General features: G+C 65.4%; 18 protein-coding genes. 11 read left to right on the forward strand and 7 right to left on the reverse strand.

All coding sequences use genetic code 11. From position 1 onward, the window contains the following. The first annotated feature begins 45 nt into the window (after positions 1-45). Positions 46-2,853, forward strand: coding sequence for a phosphoenolpyruvate carboxylase (gene ppc, locus JQ573_RS06720; RefSeq protein WP_212311153.1), 2,808 nt, complete (start codon positions 46-48; stop codon positions 2,851-2,853). A gap of 158 nt (positions 2,854-3,011) precedes the next feature. On the opposite strand, the gene JQ573_RS06725 is transcribed toward ppc, so the two are convergent. The 4 genes from JQ573_RS06725 to JQ573_RS06740 form a co-directional block, all read right to left on the reverse strand. Then, on the reverse strand, positions 3,012-4,124 hold the full coding sequence (locus JQ573_RS06725) for an SMP-30/gluconolactonase/LRE family protein (protein WP_212311152.1): 1,113 nt from the start codon (positions 4,122-4,124) through the stop codon (positions 3,012-3,014). Positions 4,125-4,303: 179 nt separating this feature from the next. Then, positions 4,304-5,218: an SDR family oxidoreductase gene (locus JQ573_RS06730; RefSeq protein WP_028338734.1), complete on the reverse strand. Its 915-nt coding sequence runs from the start codon at positions 5,216-5,218 to the stop codon at positions 4,304-4,306. 157 nt (positions 5,219-5,375) lie between these two features. Beyond that, positions 5,376-6,515: a thiolase C-terminal domain-containing protein gene (locus JQ573_RS06735; protein WP_212311151.1), complete on the reverse strand. Its 1,140-nt coding sequence runs from the start codon at positions 6,513-6,515 to the stop codon at positions 5,376-5,378. A 4-nt stretch (positions 6,516-6,519) separates the two neighbouring features. Then, positions 6,520-6,933 carry a Zn-ribbon domain-containing OB-fold protein gene (locus tag JQ573_RS06740; protein ID WP_024579400.1) on the reverse strand — a complete coding sequence of 138 codons (414 nt, stop codon included), beginning with the start codon at positions 6,931-6,933 and terminating at the stop codon, positions 6,520-6,522. Positions 6,934-7,177: 244 nt separating this feature from the next. On the opposite strand from JQ573_RS06740, the gene JQ573_RS06745 reads away from it, so the two are divergent. The 10 genes from JQ573_RS06745 to JQ573_RS06790 all read left to right on the forward strand — a co-directional run bounded on the left by JQ573_RS06745 (position 7,178) and on the right by JQ573_RS06790 (position 16,705). Further along, positions 7,178-8,425 carry an amino acid ABC transporter substrate-binding protein gene (locus JQ573_RS06745; protein WP_092125077.1) on the forward strand — a complete coding sequence of 416 codons (1,248 nt, stop codon included), beginning with the start codon at positions 7,178-7,180 and terminating at the stop codon, positions 8,423-8,425. Between the two features lie 45 nt (positions 8,426-8,470). Continuing rightward, positions 8,471-9,394 carry a branched-chain amino acid ABC transporter permease gene (locus JQ573_RS06750; protein WP_092125078.1) on the forward strand — a complete coding sequence of 308 codons (924 nt, stop codon included), beginning with the start codon at positions 8,471-8,473 and terminating at the stop codon, positions 9,392-9,394. Further along, positions 9,387-10,307 carry a branched-chain amino acid ABC transporter permease gene (locus JQ573_RS06755; protein ID WP_212311150.1) on the forward strand — a complete coding sequence of 307 codons (921 nt, stop codon included), beginning with the start codon at positions 9,387-9,389 and terminating at the stop codon, positions 10,305-10,307. Before JQ573_RS06750 ends, JQ573_RS06755 begins: the two co-directional genes overlap by 8 nt. Further along, positions 10,297-11,028: an ABC transporter ATP-binding protein gene (locus tag JQ573_RS06760; RefSeq protein WP_038379455.1), complete on the forward strand. Its 732-nt coding sequence runs from the start codon at positions 10,297-10,299 to the stop codon at positions 11,026-11,028. The genes JQ573_RS06755 and JQ573_RS06760 overlap by 11 nt, the downstream gene beginning before the upstream one ends. Beyond that, positions 11,018-11,737 carry an ABC transporter ATP-binding protein gene (locus JQ573_RS06765; protein WP_212311149.1) on the forward strand — a complete coding sequence of 240 codons (720 nt, stop codon included), beginning with the start codon at positions 11,018-11,020 and terminating at the stop codon, positions 11,735-11,737. Before JQ573_RS06760 ends, JQ573_RS06765 begins: the two co-directional genes overlap by 11 nt. Positions 11,738-11,847: 110 nt before the next feature. After that, on the forward strand, positions 11,848-13,197 hold the full coding sequence (locus JQ573_RS06770; RefSeq protein WP_212311148.1) for an amidase: 1,350 nt from the start codon (positions 11,848-11,850) through the stop codon (positions 13,195-13,197). Then, complete coding sequence (locus tag JQ573_RS06775; protein ID WP_212311147.1) at positions 13,190-13,876, forward strand: DUF2848 domain-containing protein; 687 nt, start codon at positions 13,190-13,192, stop codon at positions 13,874-13,876. The genes JQ573_RS06770 and JQ573_RS06775 overlap by 8 nt, the downstream gene beginning before the upstream one ends. Positions 13,877-14,036: 160 nt before the next feature. After that, complete coding sequence (locus JQ573_RS06780) at positions 14,037-14,780, forward strand: 2OG-Fe(II) oxygenase (protein WP_212311146.1); 744 nt, start codon at positions 14,037-14,039, stop codon at positions 14,778-14,780. 13 nt (positions 14,781-14,793) lie between these two features. Continuing rightward, entirely contained in the window at positions 14,794-15,447 is a 654-nt protein-coding gene (alkB, locus tag JQ573_RS06785) for a DNA oxidative demethylase AlkB (RefSeq protein WP_212311145.1), read from the forward strand. 43 nt (positions 15,448-15,490) lie between these two features. Beyond that, positions 15,491-16,705 carry an MFS transporter gene (locus tag JQ573_RS06790; RefSeq protein WP_212311144.1) on the forward strand — a complete coding sequence of 405 codons (1,215 nt, stop codon included), beginning with the start codon at positions 15,491-15,493 and terminating at the stop codon, positions 16,703-16,705. On the opposite strand, the gene JQ573_RS06795 is transcribed toward JQ573_RS06790, so the two are convergent. From JQ573_RS06795 to hpaD, 3 genes are all read right to left on the reverse strand, one after another. Continuing rightward, positions 16,702-18,330, reverse strand: coding sequence for a thiamine pyrophosphate-dependent enzyme (locus JQ573_RS06795; protein WP_212311143.1), 1,629 nt, complete (start codon positions 18,328-18,330; stop codon positions 16,702-16,704). The two genes, JQ573_RS06790 and JQ573_RS06795, sit on opposite strands and share 4 nt — an antisense overlap. A 24-nt stretch (positions 18,331-18,354) precedes the next feature. Further along, complete coding sequence (locus JQ573_RS06800) at positions 18,355-19,227, reverse strand: fumarylacetoacetate hydrolase family protein (RefSeq protein WP_212311142.1); 873 nt, start codon at positions 19,225-19,227, stop codon at positions 18,355-18,357. A gap of 89 nt (positions 19,228-19,316) precedes the next feature. Beyond that, positions 19,317-20,300 (reverse strand): 3,4-dihydroxyphenylacetate 2,3-dioxygenase, encoded by a 984-nt coding sequence (gene hpaD, locus JQ573_RS06805; protein ID WP_212311141.1) that lies wholly within the window; start codon positions 20,298-20,300, stop codon positions 19,317-19,319. Positions 20,301-20,322 lie beyond the last annotated feature (22 nt).

Consider the following 20,322-nt stretch of genomic DNA (forward strand, 5'->3'; position numbering starts at 1 on the left):
AGCGCACACTCCGGAGGAACCCGGCAGCCTCTGGAGTAGCCCGCCATGTCACCCCAGACCATGCCTTCCGACACCGACCTCGGTGCCAGGAGTGCCGCAGAAGCCAGTCTCCTTGAGAAGGCGGCACAAGAGGAGGATGCACGGCTCCGGAACGACATCCGGCTCCTGGGGCGCGTGCTGGGCGACACCGTGCGCGACCAGGAAGGGGCCGACGTGTTCGACCTGGTCGAGCGCATCCGCCAGACCTCGGTCCGGTTCCATCGCGACGAGGACAAGCTGGCGCGGCGGGAGCTGGAAGGCATCCTCGACGGCATGTCGATCGCCGAGACGCTGCAGATCGTCCGCGCCTTCAGCTACTTCTCCCACCTCGCCAACATCGCCGAGGACCAGAACAACATCCGCCAGATGCGCAGCCGCGGCCCCAGCGGGGCGCCGCGGCCGAGCACGCTGGAGCAGACGCTGATCCATGCCCGCCAGGCTGGCATCAGCCCGGCCGACCTGCGCAGCTTTTTCAAAGGCGCGCTGGTCAGCCCGGTCCTGACGGCGCATCCGACCGAGGTCCGCCGCAAGAGCACGATGGACCGCGAGATGGAGATCGCGGAGCTGCTCGACCGCCGCGAGCGGCTGCAGATGACGCCGGAGGAGAGCGAGGCCAGCGACGAGCAGCTGCGCCGCGCGGTCGTGACGCTGTGGCAGACCAACCTGCTGCGCCGGACCAAGCTCACCGTGCTCGACGAGGTCGCCAACGGCCTGTCGTTCTACGATTACACCTTCCTGCAGGAAGTCCCGCGCGTGCATTGCGCGCTGGAGGACCGCCTGAACAACGAGGGCGGCGAGGCGGGCGAACTCGCCTCGTTCCTCCGGATGGGAAGCTGGATCGGCGGCGACCGCGACGGCAATCCGTTCGTCACCGCCGAGGTGATGCGCGGCACGCTGCGGCTGCAGTCGAGCCGGGTGCTCAGCTTCTATCTCGAACAGCTGCATACGCTCGGCGCCGAGCTGTCGCTCGCGGCACATCTCGCCGATATCTCGGACGAATTGCGGATCCTTGCCGAGCGTTCGCCGGACACCTCGCCGCATCGGAGCGGCGAGCCGTATCGTCTGGCGGTATCCGGTATTTATGCGCGGCTCGCAGCCACCGCCATGCGGCTCGAGGTCGAGACCACGCGGCCGCCGGTTGGCAAGGCCGAACCCTATGCGAGCGTGAATGAGTTCCAGGCCGATCTCGACGTGCTCAATCGATCGCTGATCGCCAACAATTCCGGCGTGATCGCGCGCGGCCGGCTGCGGCAGTTGCGGCGGGCGGTGGATTGCTTCGGCTTCCATCTGGCGCGGCTCGACATCCGCCAGAACTCTGCAGTGCACGAACGCACCATCGCCGAGCTGCTCGATACCGCAAATCCCGGCATGTCCTACTTTGCGCTCGGCGAGGATGCACGCGTCAACCTGCTGCTCGGCGAATTGCGCAACGCGCGGCCGCTGGCGTCGCCCTTCGTCAAATATTCCGAGGAGACCCGGGGCGAGCTCGCCGTGTTCCGCGCCGCGGCCGAGGCCCACGCCAGGTTCGGTCCCGAAGTGATCCCCCAGTGCATCATCTCGATGTGCAAGGGCATGTCGGACATGCTTGAGGTCGCGGTGCTGCTGAAGGAGGTTGGGCTGGTCAATCCGTCCGGCCGCAGCGCCATCAACATCGTGCCGCTGTTCGAGACCATCGAGGACCTGCAGGCCTCGAGCGGTATCATGGACCGCATGCTGGTGCTGCACGACTATCGCAAGCTGGTCGATAGTCTGGGCAGCGTGCAGGAGGTGATGCTCGGCTATTCCGACAGCAACAAGGATGGCGGCTTCGTCACCTCGGGCTGGGAGCTCTACAAGGCCGAGATCGGCCTCGTCGAGGTGTTCGAACGCCACGGCGTGCGGCTGCGCCTGTTCCATGGCCGCGGCGGCTCGGTCGGCCGCGGCGGCGGTCCGAGCTATGATGCGATCATCGCGCAGCCCGGCGGCGCGGTGAACGGCCAGATCCGCATCACCGAGCAGGGCGAGATCATCTCCTCGAAATATTCCAATGCCGAGGTAGGCCGCAGCAACCTGGAGATCCTGGCCGCAGCGACGCTGGAAACCAGCCTGCTGCAGCCGCGGCAGAGCGCGCCACGCCCCGAATATCTCAAGGCGATGGAGGAGATTTCCGCGCTCGCGTTCAAGGCCTATCGGGGTCTCGTCTACGAGACCGAAGGCTTCGCCGACTATTTCTGGGGCTCGACCGTCATCAACGAGATCGCGACCTTGAACATCGGCAGCCGTCCGGCTTCGCGCAAGAAGACCCGCGAGATCGAGGACCTGCGGGCGATTCCCTGGGTGTTCTCCTGGGCGCAATGCCGGCTGATGCTGCCGGGCTGGTACGGCTTCGGCAGCGCGGTCGAGACATGGATTGCCGAGCACCCGGAGCAGGGCATGCCGTTCCTGCAGGAGCTCTACAGGGAATGGCCGTTCTTCCGCACGCTGCTCTCCAACATGGACATGGTGCTGGCGAAGAGCTCGATTGCGATCGCCTCGCGCTATGCGGAACTTGTGCCCGACGTCGCGCTGCGCGAGAAGATCTTTGGCCAGATCCGCCGCGAGTGGCATCTTTCAATCGAGACGCTGCTCGACATCATGGGCCACGACCGGCTGTTGCAGGGCAACCCGCTGCTGGAGCGCGGCATCCGCAACCGCTTCCCCTATCTCGACCCGCTCAACCACGTGCAGGTGGAGCTGCTCAAGGAACACCGCGCGCAGAATCCAGACGAGCAGGTGCTGCGCGGGATTCAGATCACGATCAACGGGATCTCGGCTGGCTTGCGGAACAGCGGCTAGCCCCAGCGTCGTCCCGGCCTAGTGCGCGATTGCGCACGGGGGCCGGGACCCATAACCACGACTGGTCGTGTGACGAGAAGCTGGAGCCCCAGCTTTTCAAACAATCGGCGCTGGTGGTTATGGGTCCCTGCTTTCGCTGGGACGACAGCGCATTTGCGTCAGCAGTTATGCGCGCCTCTTGTCTCCACATACACCGCATACAATGACTGGCTTGCGGTCATGAACAGGCGGTTGCGCTTCTTGCCGCCGAAGGTGAGGTTGGCGCAGGTCTCCGGCAGCAGAATCTGGCCGATCCGCTGGCCGTCGGGTGCGAACACCTGCACGCCGTCATAGCCCGGTCCGACCCAGCCGGCGCCGACCCAGATGTTGCCATCGATGTCGACACGCATGCCGTCCGGGAAGCCTGACTTTCCGTCCAGCGTCATGTCGATCAGCGTGCGCGGGTTGGACAGCTTGTCGCCGTTGAGGTCGTACTGCCAGACGATGTTCTTGGCGTTCGGATAATGCGTGATGCCGGTGTCGCAGACATAGACCTTCTTGTAGTCGTGGCTGAAGGCGATGCCGTTCGGCTTGAACGGTTCGTCGGCAACCTTGGTGATCTGCCCGGTTACAGCATCGATGCGGTAGACGGCCTCTTTCTGGTAGGGCTGGTTCGAGCCGGTGTTGGCGCGCTGGCCCTCGTAGATCGAGATCGCGCCGTAGCCGGGATCGGTGAACCAGATCGACTTGTCGTTGGGATGCACGACCATGTCGTTCGGGCCGTTGAGCTGCTTGCCATTGGCCTGCTCGGCCAACGACGTGACGGTTCCATCGTGCTCGTAGCGCACCAGCCGCGTGCGCTCGGCCGTGATCTGGCGGCCCTCGAAATCGAAGGTCGAGCCGTTGGCCTCGTTCGACGGCTTGTGGAACTGCTCGGAGATATGGCCGTCATCGTCCAGATAGCGCAACTGCCGGTTGGCCGGGATATCGCTCCACACCAGGTACTGGCCCTGCGCGTTCCAGGCCGGGCCTTCCGCCCAGAGGCAGCCGGTGTACAGCCGCTTGATCGCGGTGTTGCCGACCTTGGCCTTGAAGCGCTTGTCGTCGATCACTACGATGTCAGGGTCGGGATAACGCTGCGGCTCCGCATTGCGGCCGAAGTCGCGCGCTGCAGCATCGGATGCAGCCATCGCAGTTGCAGCAAGCGCCGTTGCGCCGCGCAAGATGGTTCGACGGTCGAACGCCTTCGCGCCGTCGCTCTCGTGTTTCGCTGTGTTGCTTGGATTTGTCACGAAAGTCCTCCCAGGCTTTTTTGTTATCGGGAGGACGATCATGCGCCCGCAATTTGGGCACAATGCGGGCGCGCTGTGAAGAAACAACCAAAGAGTGTGTCGCCCCGGCCTCGTGCGCGATTGCGCACGGCGTTCGCCGAGGCGACTTTTTCATAAAACTGTCAGATCGGATCCCAAATTCAGATCGGATCCCAGGTGAAGACGTCGGCCGAGCGGTCGAGCTTGGCGAACGATCCCTTCAGCGCCGGCATGCCGTGTTCGGCAATGGTCTCGGGCGTCCAGCCTTCGCCGCGATGAACCGAGCGCACCGGACGATGCTGGCCGAACAGGAAGATCTCGTTCATGCGCACGCCGAAGATCTGCCCGGTGACATCCTTGGCGGCGTCCGAGAGCAGATAGGCGCAGACCGGCGCGATCTTCTCCGGGCCCATCTGCTTGATCTTCTCGACGCGCGCCTTCTCGGCGTCGGTCTCGGTCGGGATGGTGCCGATCATGCGGGTCCAGGCGAACGGCGACACGCAGTTCGAGCGCACGTTGAAGCGGCCCATGTCGAGCGCGATCGATTTCGACAGGCCGACGATGCCGAGCTTGGCCGCGGCGTAGTTGGCCTGGCCGTAATTGCCGATCAGGCCGGAGGTCGAGGTGAAGTGCACGAACGAGCCTGACTCCTGCTCGCGGTAGATGCGCGCCGCGGCGTGGCTGACATAGAACGAGCCCATCAGATGCACCTTGATGACGGCCTCGAAGGCTTCCACGCTCATCTTGTGGAAGATCATGTCGCGCAGGATGCCGGCATTGTTGACGACGCCGTCGAGCCGGCCGAAATGATCGGTCGCGGTCTTCACGATCTTGCTGGCCGGGATCGCTTCCGCCACCGACTCGAAATTGGCGACGGCGGTACCGCCGCGCTTCTTGATCTCCTCGACGACTTCCTCGGCGGGCGCCGCGCTCGAGCCGCCACCGTCGGCGGCGCCGCCGGGATCGTTGACCACGACCTTGGCGCCTTCCGCCGCGCAGAGCAGCGCAATCTCGCGGCCGATGCCGCGGCCCGCGCCGGTGACGATGATGACTTTATCCTGCAGTGATTTTGCCATGTGGGTTCTCCTTGGTTCTGTGTGTCCGCAGGCCGATGCAGAACCCACTCGTCATGCGCGGGCTTGGCCCGCGCATCCATCCTTCCTCAGAAGGAGATGGATTGCCGGGTCAAGCCCGGCAATGACAGATTGGGCGCTGCGCTCGCGCGGGCCATTGCTATCGTTCGTTCGTAAAGATGATCGTGCCTGACGCGGCGAACATGCCGCCGACGCCGTGGCAGACCGAGATCTTCGCGTTCGGCACCTGCGCCGGCGCGATGCCGCGCATCTGCCGCACGCTCTCCTGCAGTGCGTACATGCCGTACATCCCGGAGTGCATGTAGCTCAGCCCGCCACCGTTTGTGTTGAGCGGCAGCTTGCCGCCGGGGCGGGTGTTGCCGTCGGCGATGAACTTGCCGGTTTCCTCATGCGGCATGAAGCCGAGGTCGCCGAGGCCGTAGAGCGGCAAATGCGCGAAGGCGTCGTAGATCATCAGGTGGTCGACGTCCTTGTGGGCGATGCCGGCTTCCTTGAAGGCGAGCGGGCCCGCCACCTTGAAGGCGCGCGATGAGTCAAATGTCTTCATCTGGCTGACCATCGGCGTTTCCACGCTCTCGCCGGTGCCGAGGATGTAGACCGGCTTTTGCGGGAAATCCCTGGCGCGATCGGCCGAGGTGAGGATCAGCGCGCCGCCGCCGTCAGTGACGAGGCAGCATTGCAAGAGCCGGAACGGATAGGCGATCATCCGCGAGTTCAAGACGTCGGCGACCGTGATCGGGTCCTTCATGGTTGCGCGCGGGTTCTTCGCCGCCCATTCGCGCTGCACGACGGCGACCATCGCGAGCTGCTCATGCGTGATGCCGTGCGTCTTCATGAAGCGCAGCACCGGAATCGGGAACATGCTCGGCGGCCCGTAGACGCCGAACGGCGACTCGAACTGGCCGTTGAGGCTGTCGGGTGCGGTGAAGCGCGGCTGCTTGCCGATCATCGACTTGCCGCTCTCGGCATGGGTGATCAGCACGGTCTTGCAGAGGCCGGCCTCGATCGCCGCAGCTGCGTGGCGGACATGCAGCATGAAGGAGCAGCCGCCGACTGAGGTGCCATCGACCCAGGTCGGCGTGATGCCGAGATAGTGCGCCATCTGCTGCGGGGTCTCGACCGCGGTGGCGAAGCCGTCGATGTCGGACAGTTTCAGGCCGGCATCCGCGATCGCGTTCAGCGCCGCGTCCGCGTGCAGCTGGATCTGCGACATGTTCGGGATGACGCCGAGTTCGGTGGTTTCGGCCGCACCGACGACGGCAACCTGGTTCCTGCGCATCACATTACCCCTTTGCCGGGCGGAACAGGGGAAGGGTGATCTTGTCGTCGAGTGCCTCGAAGGCGACCTCGAGCGGCATGTCGAGCTCGAGCGCTTCCGGCGTCTGCGGACAATCGATGATGTTGCTCATCATGCGCGGACCTTCGTCGAGCTCGACGATGGCGATCGCATAAGGCGGCGTGAACCCGGGCGCGGCGGGACGATGGTTGATGACGTAGCTGTAGAGCTTGCCCTTACCGGTGGCCTTGAAGACGGAGACCTTGCGCGAGGCGCAGGAGGGGCAGAACGGTCGCGGCGGAAAGTAGACATTGGCGCAGGCGTCACAGCGCTGCAGGCGCAGTTCGCCGGCCTTGGTGCCATCCCAGAAATGCTGGGTCTCAGGCGTCGGTTTTGGTTTCGCGCGCGCGGGCTCGGCCATGTCTGATGTCTCCTCCCGAAATCGTTACAGTCTTGATGCGCCATTGGACCAACGGCCGTCAACGGTCCATCCGCGCCCCGCGCAGCGGCCTGTGTCCCGCGCATGCCGCATATTCCGCCCCTCGCACAATTGCTAAGGCCGCGATGCTTGTGTCGCCCCGGTCCGGCGCGTAGAAGGGCCGCGGTCCAAGATACGTCGAAGACCGGTCCACGAGACGTCCAAGATACCCGGGAGGAAGAATATCATGCTGAGGATCATCGGTGCGGCACTCGCTGCCAGCCTCGCATTTGCCACGCAGGCGATGGCCGCCGACGCACCGTCGGAGATCAAGATCGGCACGCTCTACGCTTCCTCGGGGCGCTATGCCTCGATCTCGATGCCGGTCTACAGCTCGCTCAAATTGTGGGTCGAGCAGAAGAACGCCGAGGGTGGCGTATTCGTGAAGGCGTTCGACAAGAAGATCCCGATCAAGCTCGTCTCCTATGACGACCAGAGCAACACCGCGACCGCCTCGACGCTTTATAACCAGCTCGTCACCCAGGATAAGGTCGACCTGCTGGTCGCCGATTCCGGATCGGTGCTGACGGCGCCGGCGGTTGCGATCGCGCGCGACCACAAGATGTTCCTGTTCGACCAGACCGGCACCGGCGCGAGCTTCTTCTCCAAGGACAATCCCTACATCGCGCTGATGGCCGATCCGGTGTCGACGGTCTGGCCGAAGCCGGTGGCTGACTTCATCAGTCATGACGGCCCTGGCCTCGGCATCAAGAAGATCGCCATCCTCTACGCGACCAACGAGTTCACGGGCACCCAGGCCAACGCGTTCCGCAAGTTCGTCAAGGAGTCCGGCGCGCCGATCGAGATCGTCTACGACCAGGGCGTTCCGACCGAGACCACCAATTACAACGTCATCATCAACAATATCAGCAACACCAATCCCGATGCGGTGATCCATTTCGGCTATGCGCCGAACGACATCGCCTTCCTGCGCAACGTCCAGGACGTCGGCACCAAGTTCAAGATGCTGTTCGCGATCTATGCCGGTCTCGAGACCGAGCTGCTGGAGAAGAACGTGGGCGCCAAGGGCCTCGAGCACGTCTGGACCTATGTGCCGCCGTCCGAGCTGGACTATCCCGTCAATTTCGGGATGACCATGAAGGACTTCCGCGCCGCCTGGCTGAAGAAGTACAACGACGGCAAGATGGAGTTCGGCTTCAACGCGGTGGCGGGCTACACCACCGCGCTGGTGATCGAGAAGACGCTGTCGGTTGCGACCAGTCTCGACCAGATGGAGCTGCGCCGCGCGGTGTTCTCGCTCAGCGGCCAGCTCAAGACGCTGGACGGCACCTTCGCGCTGGATGAGACCGGCGGCCAGATCGGCGAATTGACGCCGCTCGGCCAGCTCACGGTCGACGAGCACGATCACATCAAGTTCGTCTCGATCTATCCGCATGAGACCGCCACCGGCAAGCCGATCTATCCGGCGCCGTGATGCAGGTGAGTGCGGCAGGCGTAACCTTCGGCGGCGAGCGGTAGCATGACCTATGCGCTCGTTGCCGGCGTGCTATTCGGGCTGTATTTCAGCCTGGTCGGCATCGGTCTCAATCTCGTGTTCGGCGTCATGCGCATCGTCAATCTTGCGCATGGCGACATTCTGATGCTCGGCGCCTTCATCGCGCTCGGCGTGGTCGGCATTGCCGGCATCGACCCGCTGTTCGCGGTGCCGCTGGCCTTCATGGTCTTCGTGCTCGCGGGCGTGCTGCTTTACTGGGTGCTGGTGCCGCGGCTGCAGGGCTCGGCCAACCCGGAAATGCTGTCGATCATCCTGTTCTTCGGCCTGTCGCAGGTGATCGAAGCCGTCACCACGATCTTCGCCGGCACCAGCGAGCGCTCGATCCAGAGCCGGCTGCTTGGCACCGTGTTCACGACGATCAAGGTCAAGTGGTTCGGCGGCAAGGCCGGCGGGGCAGGGCCGATCCAGATCTTCGGCCAGGGATTTCCCGCGCCCTGGGTGATCGCGGCCTGCACAAGCCTTGTCGCGATCGCGCTGGTCTATCTCTATCTCTACCACACGCGGCTCGGCACCCTGACCCGTGCCGTGATGTCACGCCGCGACGAGGCCTTGGCGACCGGCATCGATGTCGATCGCGTCTCGGCTGCCGCATTCGGCATCGGGCTCGGCATCGCGGCGGTTGCCGGCGTGTTCGCGCCCTTCATGTTCGGCTCGGTGACGCCGGCGTTCGGCGCCGATGCCACGGTGACGTCGTTTGCGATCGTCGTGCTTGGCTCGCTCGGCAACCCGCTGGGCACCGCGCTCGGCGGCGTCGTCTACGGCCTCTGCTACATGCTGGTGCAGACTTATCTCAGTTCCTGGGCCGACCTCTTGCCCTATGTATTGTTGATCGTGATCCTGTTGTTGCGCCCGAGCGGTCTGCTCGGAAGGCGGGTGCGCGTTGCATAACGCCTCGAAGCACCTGCTGTTCATCCTGGCGCCGCTGGTGGTGGTGTTCGCACTGCTGCCCGGCGTCTATCAAAACCATCTGCTGCTGTTCAACTTCGTGATCTTCCTGATCCTCGCGCAGGGCGTGAACATCATCTATGGATTCACCGGCTATCTGCCGTTCGGCTATGTCGGCTTCTTCGGGGCCGGCGCCTATGGCTTTGCCATCATGGTGATGCATCTGCAGACGCCGGCGCCATTGGCCGTGCTGGTCGGCGGCGTCGTCGCGGTTGCGCTCGGCCTGTTGCTGACGCCGCTGCTACGGCTGTCGGGCGCGTATTTTGCGATCGCCAACCTCGCGGCCTCGCTTGCGGTGCTGCACTTCGTCGCCAACCCGGCGCTGGAGGGGATCACCAAGGGCCCGTACGGCGTGTCGCTAACCGGCACGTTCAACCCGACCCATGCCTATTATGCAGCCGTCGTCGTCATGGCGCTGACGGTCGGCGCGGTGATCTATCTCAAGAACTCGCCATTCGGCCTGGCACTGCAGGCCGTGCGCGAGGATGCGGTGTCGGCCTCGATGGCCGGCGTCAACATCATCAAGATGCGGGTGATTGCCTGGCTCGCCTCGGCGCTGGTTGCAGGTCTCGCCGGCGGCATCTACGCCTGGTACGTCTCGGTGTTCTATCCGGACAACGTGTTCTCCGGCGAGTTCAGCATCTTCGCGATCGTGTTCGCGCTGTTCGGCGGGGTCGCCACCATCACCGGACCGATCGTCGGCGTGCTGATCCTCTACGGCATCTACAATCTGATCGGCTTCACCACGCCGCAATATTTCCAGCTGATCTACGGCCTCCTGATCATGGGACTGGTGCTGTTCCTGCCCGCCGGGCTGGTGTCGCTGGCAACGCGCAGGGGGTGGCATGTCCCCTGAGCAAAACTCCATCCTCAAGGTCTCCAAGCTGGTCAAGCGCTTCGGCGGCTTCCACGCGCTCGATGGCCTGAGCTTTCATGTGGTGCCCGGCGAGATCCTCGGCCTGGTCGGTCCGAACGGCTCCGGCAAGACGACGGCGATCAACGTGATTTCCGGACTCTATGCGCCCGACGGCGGCGAGGTCGTGTTCGACGGCGCGTCCTCCGGCGGCGTCGCCTCGCACAAGCTCGTTCACCGTGGCATCAACCGCACCTTCCAGGTGCCGAAGCCGTTCCTGTCGCTCACGGTGCGCGAGAACATCCAGGTGGCGCTGGCCTATGGCGGCGCGACCGGTACGCCGCCGTCGATCGCCGAGTTGCTCGAGGATTTCAGGCTGAAGGAGGTCGCCGACCGCCCCGCAGCCGATCTCAACAGTGCGCAGCAGAAGATGCTCGATCTCACCCGCGCGCTCGCCACGCGGCCGCGGCTGCTGCTGCTCGACGAGCTCGCCGCCGGTCTCAACCCGGCGGAGCTCGACTGGATCGCCGGCCGCATCAAGGCGCTGGCCGCGACCGGCATGGCGATCATCGTGGTGGAGCATCTGATGGGCTTCATCGAGCAGATCACCGACCGCGTCATCGTGCTCAATGCGGGCAAGGAGATCTTCGAAGGTACGCTCGCGACCGCGGTGCGCGAGCCGCAGGTGATCGAGGTGTTCCTGGGAGGCGAGCATGCTCACTGATGCAACGTCGCTTCTGGACGCCAAGGGCGTCGATGCCGGCTACGGCACCATGCAGGTGTTGTGGGGCGTCGATCTCGACGTCCGCCCCGGCGAGACCGTGCTGCTGCTCGGCGCCAACGGTGCCGGCAAGACCACCTTCCTGAAGTCGCTGGTCGGCCTGATCGAAGCCCGCAGCGGCCACATCAAGCTCGGCGGCGAGGACATCACCAGGATGCGATCGTCCGACCGCATGAAGCGCGGCATGACCTACATGTCGGAGCTCGCGGTGTTTCCCGATCTGTCGATCGAGGAGAACATCCGTGTCGGCGCGCAGGCGCTCGGCCATGCCAATCCGGGCGCGCGGGTCGACGAACTGTACGGCCTGTTTCCGGTGCTGCGCGACAAGCGCCGCGACCCGGCCTCCAGCCTGTCCGGCGGTCAACGCAAGATGCTGGGCATCGCCAAGGCGCTGTCGGCCGAGCCGAAGCTGCTGGTCATGGACGAGCCTTCGGCCGGGCTGTCGCCGCTGTTCGTCAAGGAGGTGCTTCGCGCCTTGTCGAGCCTGCAGGGCCGCGGACTGGCGCTCTTGATCGCCGAGCAAAATATCGGTTTCCTTGAGATTGCCACCCGCGTATTCGTGCTGGAAGGCGGGCGGATCCGCTTCTCCGGCACAGTTGCCGAGATGAGCGGCAATGAAGAGCTGCACCGGGCCTATTTCGGGCTGAAGTGATGCCGGCGCACCGGTCTGGAAATCGGCGCCGGTTCGCGCGACAATCAGCTGCAAGACCTTCTGAATTGCAAGCCAGCAAGCCGTGAAGTGCAAGCCGTAAAGTGAAAGCCATGCCGAAAAATCCGACACTCGCCTCCCTTGCCGCCGACCTCGCCAGCGGCGCGACCTCCGCCCGCAAGCTCGTCGAGCAATGCATTGCCAGGATCGCCGATCCGGCGGGCGAGGGCCAGCGCGCCTTCATCCATGTCGACCGCGACGCCGCGCTGGAAGCCGCCGACGCCATGGACCGGCTGCGCAAGGCCAATGCGGCGCCGTCACCCTTTGCCGGCATCCCGGTCTCGATCAAGGACCTGTTCGACATCAAGGGGCAGGTGACGCGCGCAGGCTCCCGGGCGCTGGATGATTCCGCGCCAGCGGATGCCGATGCGCCCGCCGTGGCGCGGCTCAAGCGCGCCGGCTTCATCGTGATCGGCCGCACCAACATGACCGAGTTCGCCTATTCCGGTATCGGCATCAATCCGCATTACGGCACGCCGAAGAGCGCCTGGAACCGGAGCGTCGGCCATGTGCCCGGCGGCTCGTCCTCGGGCGCGGCGGTCTCGATCGCCGACGGCATGGCATTCGGCGCGCTCGGCACCGACACCGGCGGCTCCTGCCGGATCCCGGCCGCCTTCAACGGCATCGTCGGTTACAAGCCGACGCAGCGCCGGATTCCGCTCGATGGCGGCGTGCCGCTGTCGTTCACGCTCGACAGCTACGGCCCGCTGGCGAATTCAGTCGCCTGCTGTGCCGCGCTCGACGCGGTGCTGGCCGACGAGCCGGTGACGCCGATCGTCCCGCGCCCGGTCAAGGGCATGCGGCTCGCGGTGCCGACCACAGTCGTGCTCGACGACCTCGACGATGCCGTTGCAAAGACCTTCGAGCGCGCGCTGGCGACGTTGTCGCGCGCCGGCGCGTTGATCGAACGGATCGAGGTGCCCGAGCTGCTCGATGTCGGCGTGATGAACACCAAGGGCGGGTTTTCCGCGGCCGAGAGCTATGCCTGGCACCGCTTCCTGCTGGCCAGCAAGGGCGACATCTACGATCCCCGCGTCGCGGTACGGATCCAGCGCGGCGAGGGATTTCTTGCCGCCGACTATATCGACATCATCAACGCGCGGCGGTCGTTCATCGCCCGGACCGAAGCGCGCATCGCGCCCTATGACGCGATGGTGCTGCCGACCACGGCGAACCTGCCGCCGACCATTGCGAGCCTTGCCGATGACAAGGCATTCGCCACCGAGAATTTGCGCGCGCTGCGCAACCCCTCGCTGATCAACGTGCTCGATGGCTGCGCCATCTCGCTGCCCGCGCATCGCGAGGGCGAGGCGCCGGTCGGCCTGATGCTCGCCGCCGCGGGCGGTTCGGATCGCCGCATCTTCGAGCTTGCCGCCGGAATGGAGACCGTCATCCGTGTTTGATCTCACCTTCAATGTCGACGACAAGGGCGTCGCGACGCCGCTCACGCTCGAAATCAAACAGGCCGTGATCGCCGGCTGGACCGGCCGCGATCCGGTGGCGCGCGACAAGCATATCGCCGAGCTCGAGGCGCTCGGCATCGCGCGTCCCGCGACGACGCCGATCTATTACCGCTGCTCGGCGCGCCGGCTCACCTTCGCCGACACGATCGAGGTCTGCGGCGAGGATTCGAGCGGCGAGGTCGAGTTCGTGCTGATCGGCTGGCAGGGCCGCACCTTCGTCGGCTGCGGCTCCGACCATACCGACCGCAAGGTCGAGAGCTACAGCGTCACGGTGTCGAAGCAGATGTGCGACAAGCCTGTCGCGGCCGAACTGTGGGAGCTCGAGGACGTCATCGATCATTGGGACCAGCTGATCCTGCGGTCCTGGGCCGTGATCGGCGGCCAGCGCGTGCTCTACCAGGAAGGCACGCTCGATCAAATGCTGCCGGTAAAGGACCTGATCGCGCGCGGCTTCGACCAGGGCGCGCTGCCCGACGGCTGCGCCATGTTCGGCGGCACTTTCGCGGCCAAGGGCGGCATCCGCCCCGCCAGCCGCTTCGAGTTCGAGCTGGAAGACCCGGTGCTGAAGCGGAAGATTAGCCATGGATATGATGTGGTGACGCTGCCGGTCAGGGGCTGATTTCCTTCCGCGCGTGATCCTGTCGATATCTGGGTGGTACTTCCTCCACGCGTCGTCCCTGCTTTCGCAGGGACGACACCGTGATTGTGGCGGCGCTCTCGGCATATTTGGATCGGAAATCGGGTGGCGCCAGCTGCGCTCAAGAGCCAGATTCCCTCGCATGACAGCAACAGCCAGAACCATCACCCGCCCAACCACCAGCATTCCCGCCTGCGTTGACGCGCTCGACTGGGACCAGATTACAACCGACCTCGACGGACAGGGCTGCGCCGTCCTTGGTGGCCTGCTGACGCCGCAGGAATGCGACGCCATCGCCGGGCTCTATCCCGACGACAGCCGGTTCCGCAGCCGGGTCGTGATGGGCCGCCACGGTTTTGGCCGCGGCGAGTACAAGTATTTCTCCTATCCGCTGCCGGACCTGATCGCGGAACTGCGGCCGGCGCTGTATGCGCGGCTGACCGCGACCGCCAATCGCTGGAACGAGACGATGGGGATCGAGATCAGCTATCCTCCGTCGCATGCGGCCTTCCTGAAGCGCTGCCATGATGCCGGGCAGACGCGGCCGACGCCGCTGCTGCTGCAATATGGCGAGAGCGATTACAATTGCCTGCACCAGGATCTCTATGGCGAGCACGTATTCCCGATCCAGGTCGCGATCCTGCTGTCGCAGCCGGGGCGCGATTTCACCGGCGGCGAGTTCGTGCTGACCGAGCAGCGGCCGCGGATGCAGTCGCGGCCCGAGGTGGTGCCGCTGACCAAGGGCGATGCGGTGGCCTTTGCCGTGCATCATCGTCCGGTGCAGGGGACGCGCGGGCCTTATCGTGTCAATCTGCGCCACGGCGTCAGCCGGATCAGGTCCGGTCATCGCCACACCGTTGGCGTGATCTTCCACGACGCAAAGTGAGTGCGAGAGAGGCGTGGCCGCTGATCTGTTCGAGACAATTGGCGATGCGCGGCCGCCGCGCGAAGTTATCGCGGACGGCGCGGTGCTGTTGCGCGGCTTTGTCCGGCCGTTCGAGGCTGAGCTGATCCCGGCCTTGCGTGTGATCGTCAAGCAGGCGCCGTTCCGGCATCTGATCACGCCGGGCGGCCACCGGATGTCGGTCGCGATGACCAATTGCGGCAGCGTCGGCTGGGTCTCCGATTCCAATGGCTATCGCTATGATCCGATCGATCCGGACTCCGGACAGCCCTGGCCTGAAATGCCGGAGGCGTTGCGCGGGCTCGCCGCCGAGGCCGCGGCTGCGGCCGGCTTCAACGGCTTCGCGCCGGAGGCCTGCCTGATCAACCGCTATGTGCCCGGTGCAAAACTGTCGCTGCACCAGGACAAGGACGAGCTCGACTACGGCGCACCGATCGTCTCGATCTCGCTCGGGCTGCCGGCGGTCTTCCTGTTCGGCGGGCTGAAGCGCAGCAATACGCCGCGCCGCTATCGGCTCGAACATGGCGACGTTGCGGTGTGGGGCGGGCCGTCACGGCTATTTTATCACGGCGTCGCGGCGCTCGCTGATGGCGAGCACAGCGTGCTCGGCCGGCAGCGCATCAATTTGACCTTCCGCAAGGTGCGTTGACGCCCCCCTCCCGCAAATGGGGGAGCTGGTCTAAACTCGGGCCATGACCACCAAGGCCGACCGCGCGGTCAACCGCACCGGCGTCTATCTCGCCGTGCTGCAGCTCGTGTTCACGCTGGGCTGGACCACCTACCTGATCTATCTGCCGAAGCTGTGCGCCGATGTCGGCATCGCGCCGTCGACCGTCATCCTGATCCTGATGATGGACCAGGGCATCTTCACGGTCACCGACACCGCGATGGGCATGGCCGCCGACAGGATTGCGAGCCTCGTCGGCCGGCTCGGCGTGTTCGTCGGCGTTCTCGCCGCGATCTCCTGCGCCGCCTTCGTCGCGCTGCCCTATGTGGCCGGCACCGGGCCGGGCGCGAAATTGTGGCTCATCGTGCTGATCGTAATCTGGTCGGTCACATCGTCGGCCTTGCGCGCGCCGCCACTGACGCTGCTCGGCAAGTATCGCGCGCAACCCTCCGTCCCGTTCCTCGCCGCGCTGGCGATGCTGGGCTACGGCATCGCGGGTGCGGTCTCGCCCTATCTCGGCGTTGTGCTGCGCGATCATGATGCGCGGCTGCCGTTCGTGCTGTCCGGCGCCGTGCTGCTGCTGACCGCGCTCGCGTTCTCAGGGATTGAGCGCCGCGTCGCCGAGGAGGTTCAGCCGGAGCGGCTCGCGCCACCGGCCAAGCGGCTCGGGGCGGTGCCGATGTTCCTGATCGGATCGATGGTGCTGCTCTCGCTCGGCTATCAGCTGCATTTCAACATCAACAGCGCGCCGTTCTATTTGCGCTTTGCCAAGTCAGACGAGCTGCAGTGGCTGATGCCGGTGTTCTGGATCGGCTTCAACATCGCGATGTTTCCGGCGAGCATCGTCGTCAAGCATCGCGGCGGCCTGATCGTGATGGGCGCGGCGGGACTGCTCGGCGCATTCGCTGTCATCGCCGCGGAGATCGCCGGCAGTCTCAATGTCCTGATCGTGGCGCAGTTCATGGCGGGAGCGGCCTGGGGCTGCATGCTGATGAGCGCGGTGTCCGCGGCGCTTGCGATCGGCGAGGCCGGCGCGGAAGGCAAGGTGACGGGACTGGTGTTCTCGGCGCTGGCGCTTGCTACCTTTGCGCGGATGGCGGCGGTCGCCGGCGGCTTGCAGAAGATGCCGGACTATGCGCCGCTGGTGCATTGGGCGCCGGTCGCCTGCTGGTCAGTCGCCGGCGCCGGCCTGCTCGTGATCGCCGCGTCGCGATTGCAGCGCGGCGTGAAGAGCGCTTAGTTGTTCCTCGCCGGATGGATGAACGCCCAGGGCGAGACTTCCGAATCCGTCGGCACTTCAACCGAGATCACGTAGGGGCCGCCGTCGGCCAGCGCCTTCTCCAGCACGGGGCGGAAGTGATCGGGCGAGGTGACGCGCGCGGCGCCGACGCCGAAGGACTCCGCAAGCTTGACGAAATCGGGGTTGACCAGGTCGGAGGCAACGACACGACCGTCGAAGCGCTCGCGCTGGTCGCGGCGGACATTGCCATAGGCGTTGTTGTTGAACACCAGCGTCACCACGCCGATCTTGAACTGCACGGCGGTGGCGAGCTCCTGCACGCCGAACATGAAGCCGCCGTCGCCGGTGATCGCGACGACAGGCTTGTTGGGGTTGGCGACCTTGGCGCCGAGCGCGGTCGGGAAGCCCGAGCCAAGCGTGCCCTGATAGCCCGAGGTGACGAAGGTGCGCGGTTCGTAGATCGGAAAGCCGTACCAGGAGGCAAAGCCGACTTGCGATAGCTCGTCGGTGACGATGGCGTTTGCCGGCAACACCTCGCGCAGGATCTTCAGGTAGGCCATCTGCGGCTGGATGCGCTGGATCTCCTGCTCGGCGGCCGCGGTCGCCTCGCGGATCGCGGCGCGGCGGCCCGAGGTCTTGCTGTAGCCGGCCTTGCGCACGGCGGCGATGAGATCGGCGGTCGCGGCTCTGGCGTCCGCGATCACGCCGGCGTCGGCCGGCCAGCGGCGCAGCTCGACCGGATCGATGTCGATGCGCACGCATTTCAGGCCGGCCGGCTGATAAGGCCAGCGCGACATCGTCGGCAGCTCCATGCGGGTGCCGATGCCGATCATCAGGTCGGTCTTCGGCCACAGCTTGTAGGCCGCGGCCATGGTGAGCCCGAGCTCGTGCGCGTTGGAGACGATGCCGCGGCCGCTGCGGAATGCGACCACCGGCGCGTCGATCATCTCGGCCAGCTCGAGGATCTCCTCGCGGGCCTCGATGGCGCCGCTGCCGACGAAGATCATCGGCGCTTTGCTGCCGGCGATCAGATCGGCGGCCGCCTTGATGCGGTCCGGATCGGGTTGCGGCGCCGGCAACGGATCGAACGGATTGACGGGGGCGACCTGGGTGCGCTGAGTGAAGACATCCCACGGCATCTCCAGCGACGCCGGGCCGCGCCGGCCCGACAGCATCTCCTGGAATGCGCGCGACACCATCGCGGGCGCGTTGTCAGGATATTCGATCCGGTCGGCCCATTTCACGAAGGTGCGCAGCGTCGCGAGCTGGTCCGGCATCTCGTGCAGATGGCCGCGGCCCTTGCCGAGAAATTGCGTCGGCACCTGGCCGGTCAGGCACAGCACCGGCTCGTTGCAGCCGAATGCGGTGAGCAGCGCCGCCGAAGCGTTGAGCACGCCAGGACCGGGCACGACGCTGAACACGCCGGGCTTGCCAGAGGAGCGGGCATAGCCGAACGCCATGTAGCCGCAGGCCTGTTCATGCCGGGCGCCGATCACCTTGAGCTGCGCCTGGTGGAAGGCATCGAACAGGCCGTAGATCTGCGCGCCGGGCAGGCCGAATACGGTGTCGACGCCGTGGGCGACGAGGCCGTTGACGATCGCTTCGCCGCCGGATGTTGAGGTCATGGCACTGTCCACTTGCTTGTGAGGTTAGCTGGCTTCGTCGACGACGCCGTTGCGCAGGATGCCGACGCCTTCGGCCTCGACCTCGACGACATCACCGGGCTTCAGATAGCGCGGCGGATCGAACCGCGCACCTGCGCCGGTCGGGGTGCCCGTGACGATGATGTCGCCGGGAACCAGCGTCGTGAAGGTCGAGATGTAGTTGATGAGGTAGCGGAAGCCGAAGATCAAGCGCGAGGTGCGGTCGTCCTGCCTGACTTCGCCGTTGACCCGCGTGGTCAGCCGGATATCGGCGATCTGCGCTTCACTGGTGTAAGGCACGATCCACGGGCCGAGACTGCCGGTGGAATCGAAGTTCTTGCCCTGGGTGACGTTGAATTTGGCGTGGCGCACCCAGTCGCGGATGGTGCCTTCGTTGCAGAGCGTGATCGCGGCGATGTGATCGAGCGCGGCGCTCTCGGCAATGTGCCGGCCGGCCTTGCCGATCACCAGCACCAGCTCGCCCTCATAGTCGAGCTGCGGCGAGACGCGCGGCCGCACCACCGGCGTGTTGTGGCCGACGAAGGAGCGCGGCACCCGCAGGAACATGCTGGGATATTTCGGCGCGTCCGAGCCGTCCTTATACTCGGCATTGCGGTCCGGATAGTTGACGCCGATGCAGATGATCTTGTCCGGCGCCGGGATCGGCGGCTGCCAGGCAACTGCGTCCAGCGCGTGGTCGGGCGCGCGCTTGGCGGCGTCCTCCACGAGCCTGGTCAGTGCGCCGGCGGCGATCGCCTCGCGCAGCGTCGGATAATCCCCGGCGAAGCGCGACGAGAGGTCGACGATGCCGGTGTCGGTGACCGCGCCATACTGCGTGGCGCCGTTGACGGAATAGGTGGCGAGGCGAGGGGCTGACATTAGCAATCCATTTCTTGATGTCGTCCCGGCTCCGTGCGCAATCGCGCACTCGGCCGGGACGACGTGGAGGGTGTTCGTTGTACTCGCGCTTAATCCGCAACCAGCACGTCGGCGACGAAGCGGGGCTCGCGCACCGCCTGGCCGGCGAAGGTCGAGCCTTCCTCGAACCAGGAGCGCGGCGCCGGTGCGCCCCACAGCGTCTGGCGGCGCGGATCGCGCAGCGACCAGCGCAGCGGCTCATGGTCGTGATCGCCGGTGAAATAGTCGCTGGTGTAGAGCTCAATGCGGTGGCCGTCGGGATCGCGGATGTAGAGGAAGAAGGCGTTCGAGATGCCGTGCCGGCCCGGGCCGCGTTCGATGTTGGCGAGGAAGCCGGAGGAGGCCATCACGTCGCAGAGATGCACGATGTTCATCGCGGTCGGCACCCAATAGGCGATGTGGTGCAGGCGCGGGCCACGGCCGTTGGTGATGGCGAAGTCATGGACATTGCCCTTGCGGTGCATCCAGGCGGCCGCGATGCGGCCGTTGTCGCCGTCCTCCTCGGCATATTCGGTGAGGCGGAAACCGAGCCGGGCGTAGAAGTCGACGGTGTCCTGCACTTCGGCCGCGAACACGTTGAAATGGTCGAGCCGCTGCGGATGGCAGCCCTTGTAGAGATCGTAGCGCCGCAACAGATGCGGGCGCTTCTCCATCGTGGCGTAAAGCTCAATCTGGAAGCCGAACGGATCGGTGAATTGCAGCGTGCGGCCCTGGAACGGCTGGTCGACGAAGGCATAGGCAATGCCGTTCTCGGAGAAGAACGACGCCGCCTTGTCGAGATCGCCGTCGTTGCCGACCTTGAAGCCGAGGCGGTTGCAGGCGGCCTTCGCTGCTTTGCGCAGCACCACCGAGTGATGCTGGTGCTCCTCGCTGGCACGCAGATACACCGAATTGTCGTCGCGGTCCTCGATATGGAGGCCGACGGTCTTCTCGTAGAAGGTGGCGCTCTTCTCCAAATCCGTGACGTCGAGCACGGCATGGCTGCAGCGGATGATATTGAACGGCGGATCGAAGACGTGGGTTGGAACGGGCATGGCGTGTTTCCCTCAATTTGGC

Source organism: Bradyrhizobium sp. AUGA SZCCT0105, assembly GCF_018129565.1.
Classification (GTDB): Bacteria; Pseudomonadota; Alphaproteobacteria; order Rhizobiales; family Xanthobacteraceae; genus Bradyrhizobium.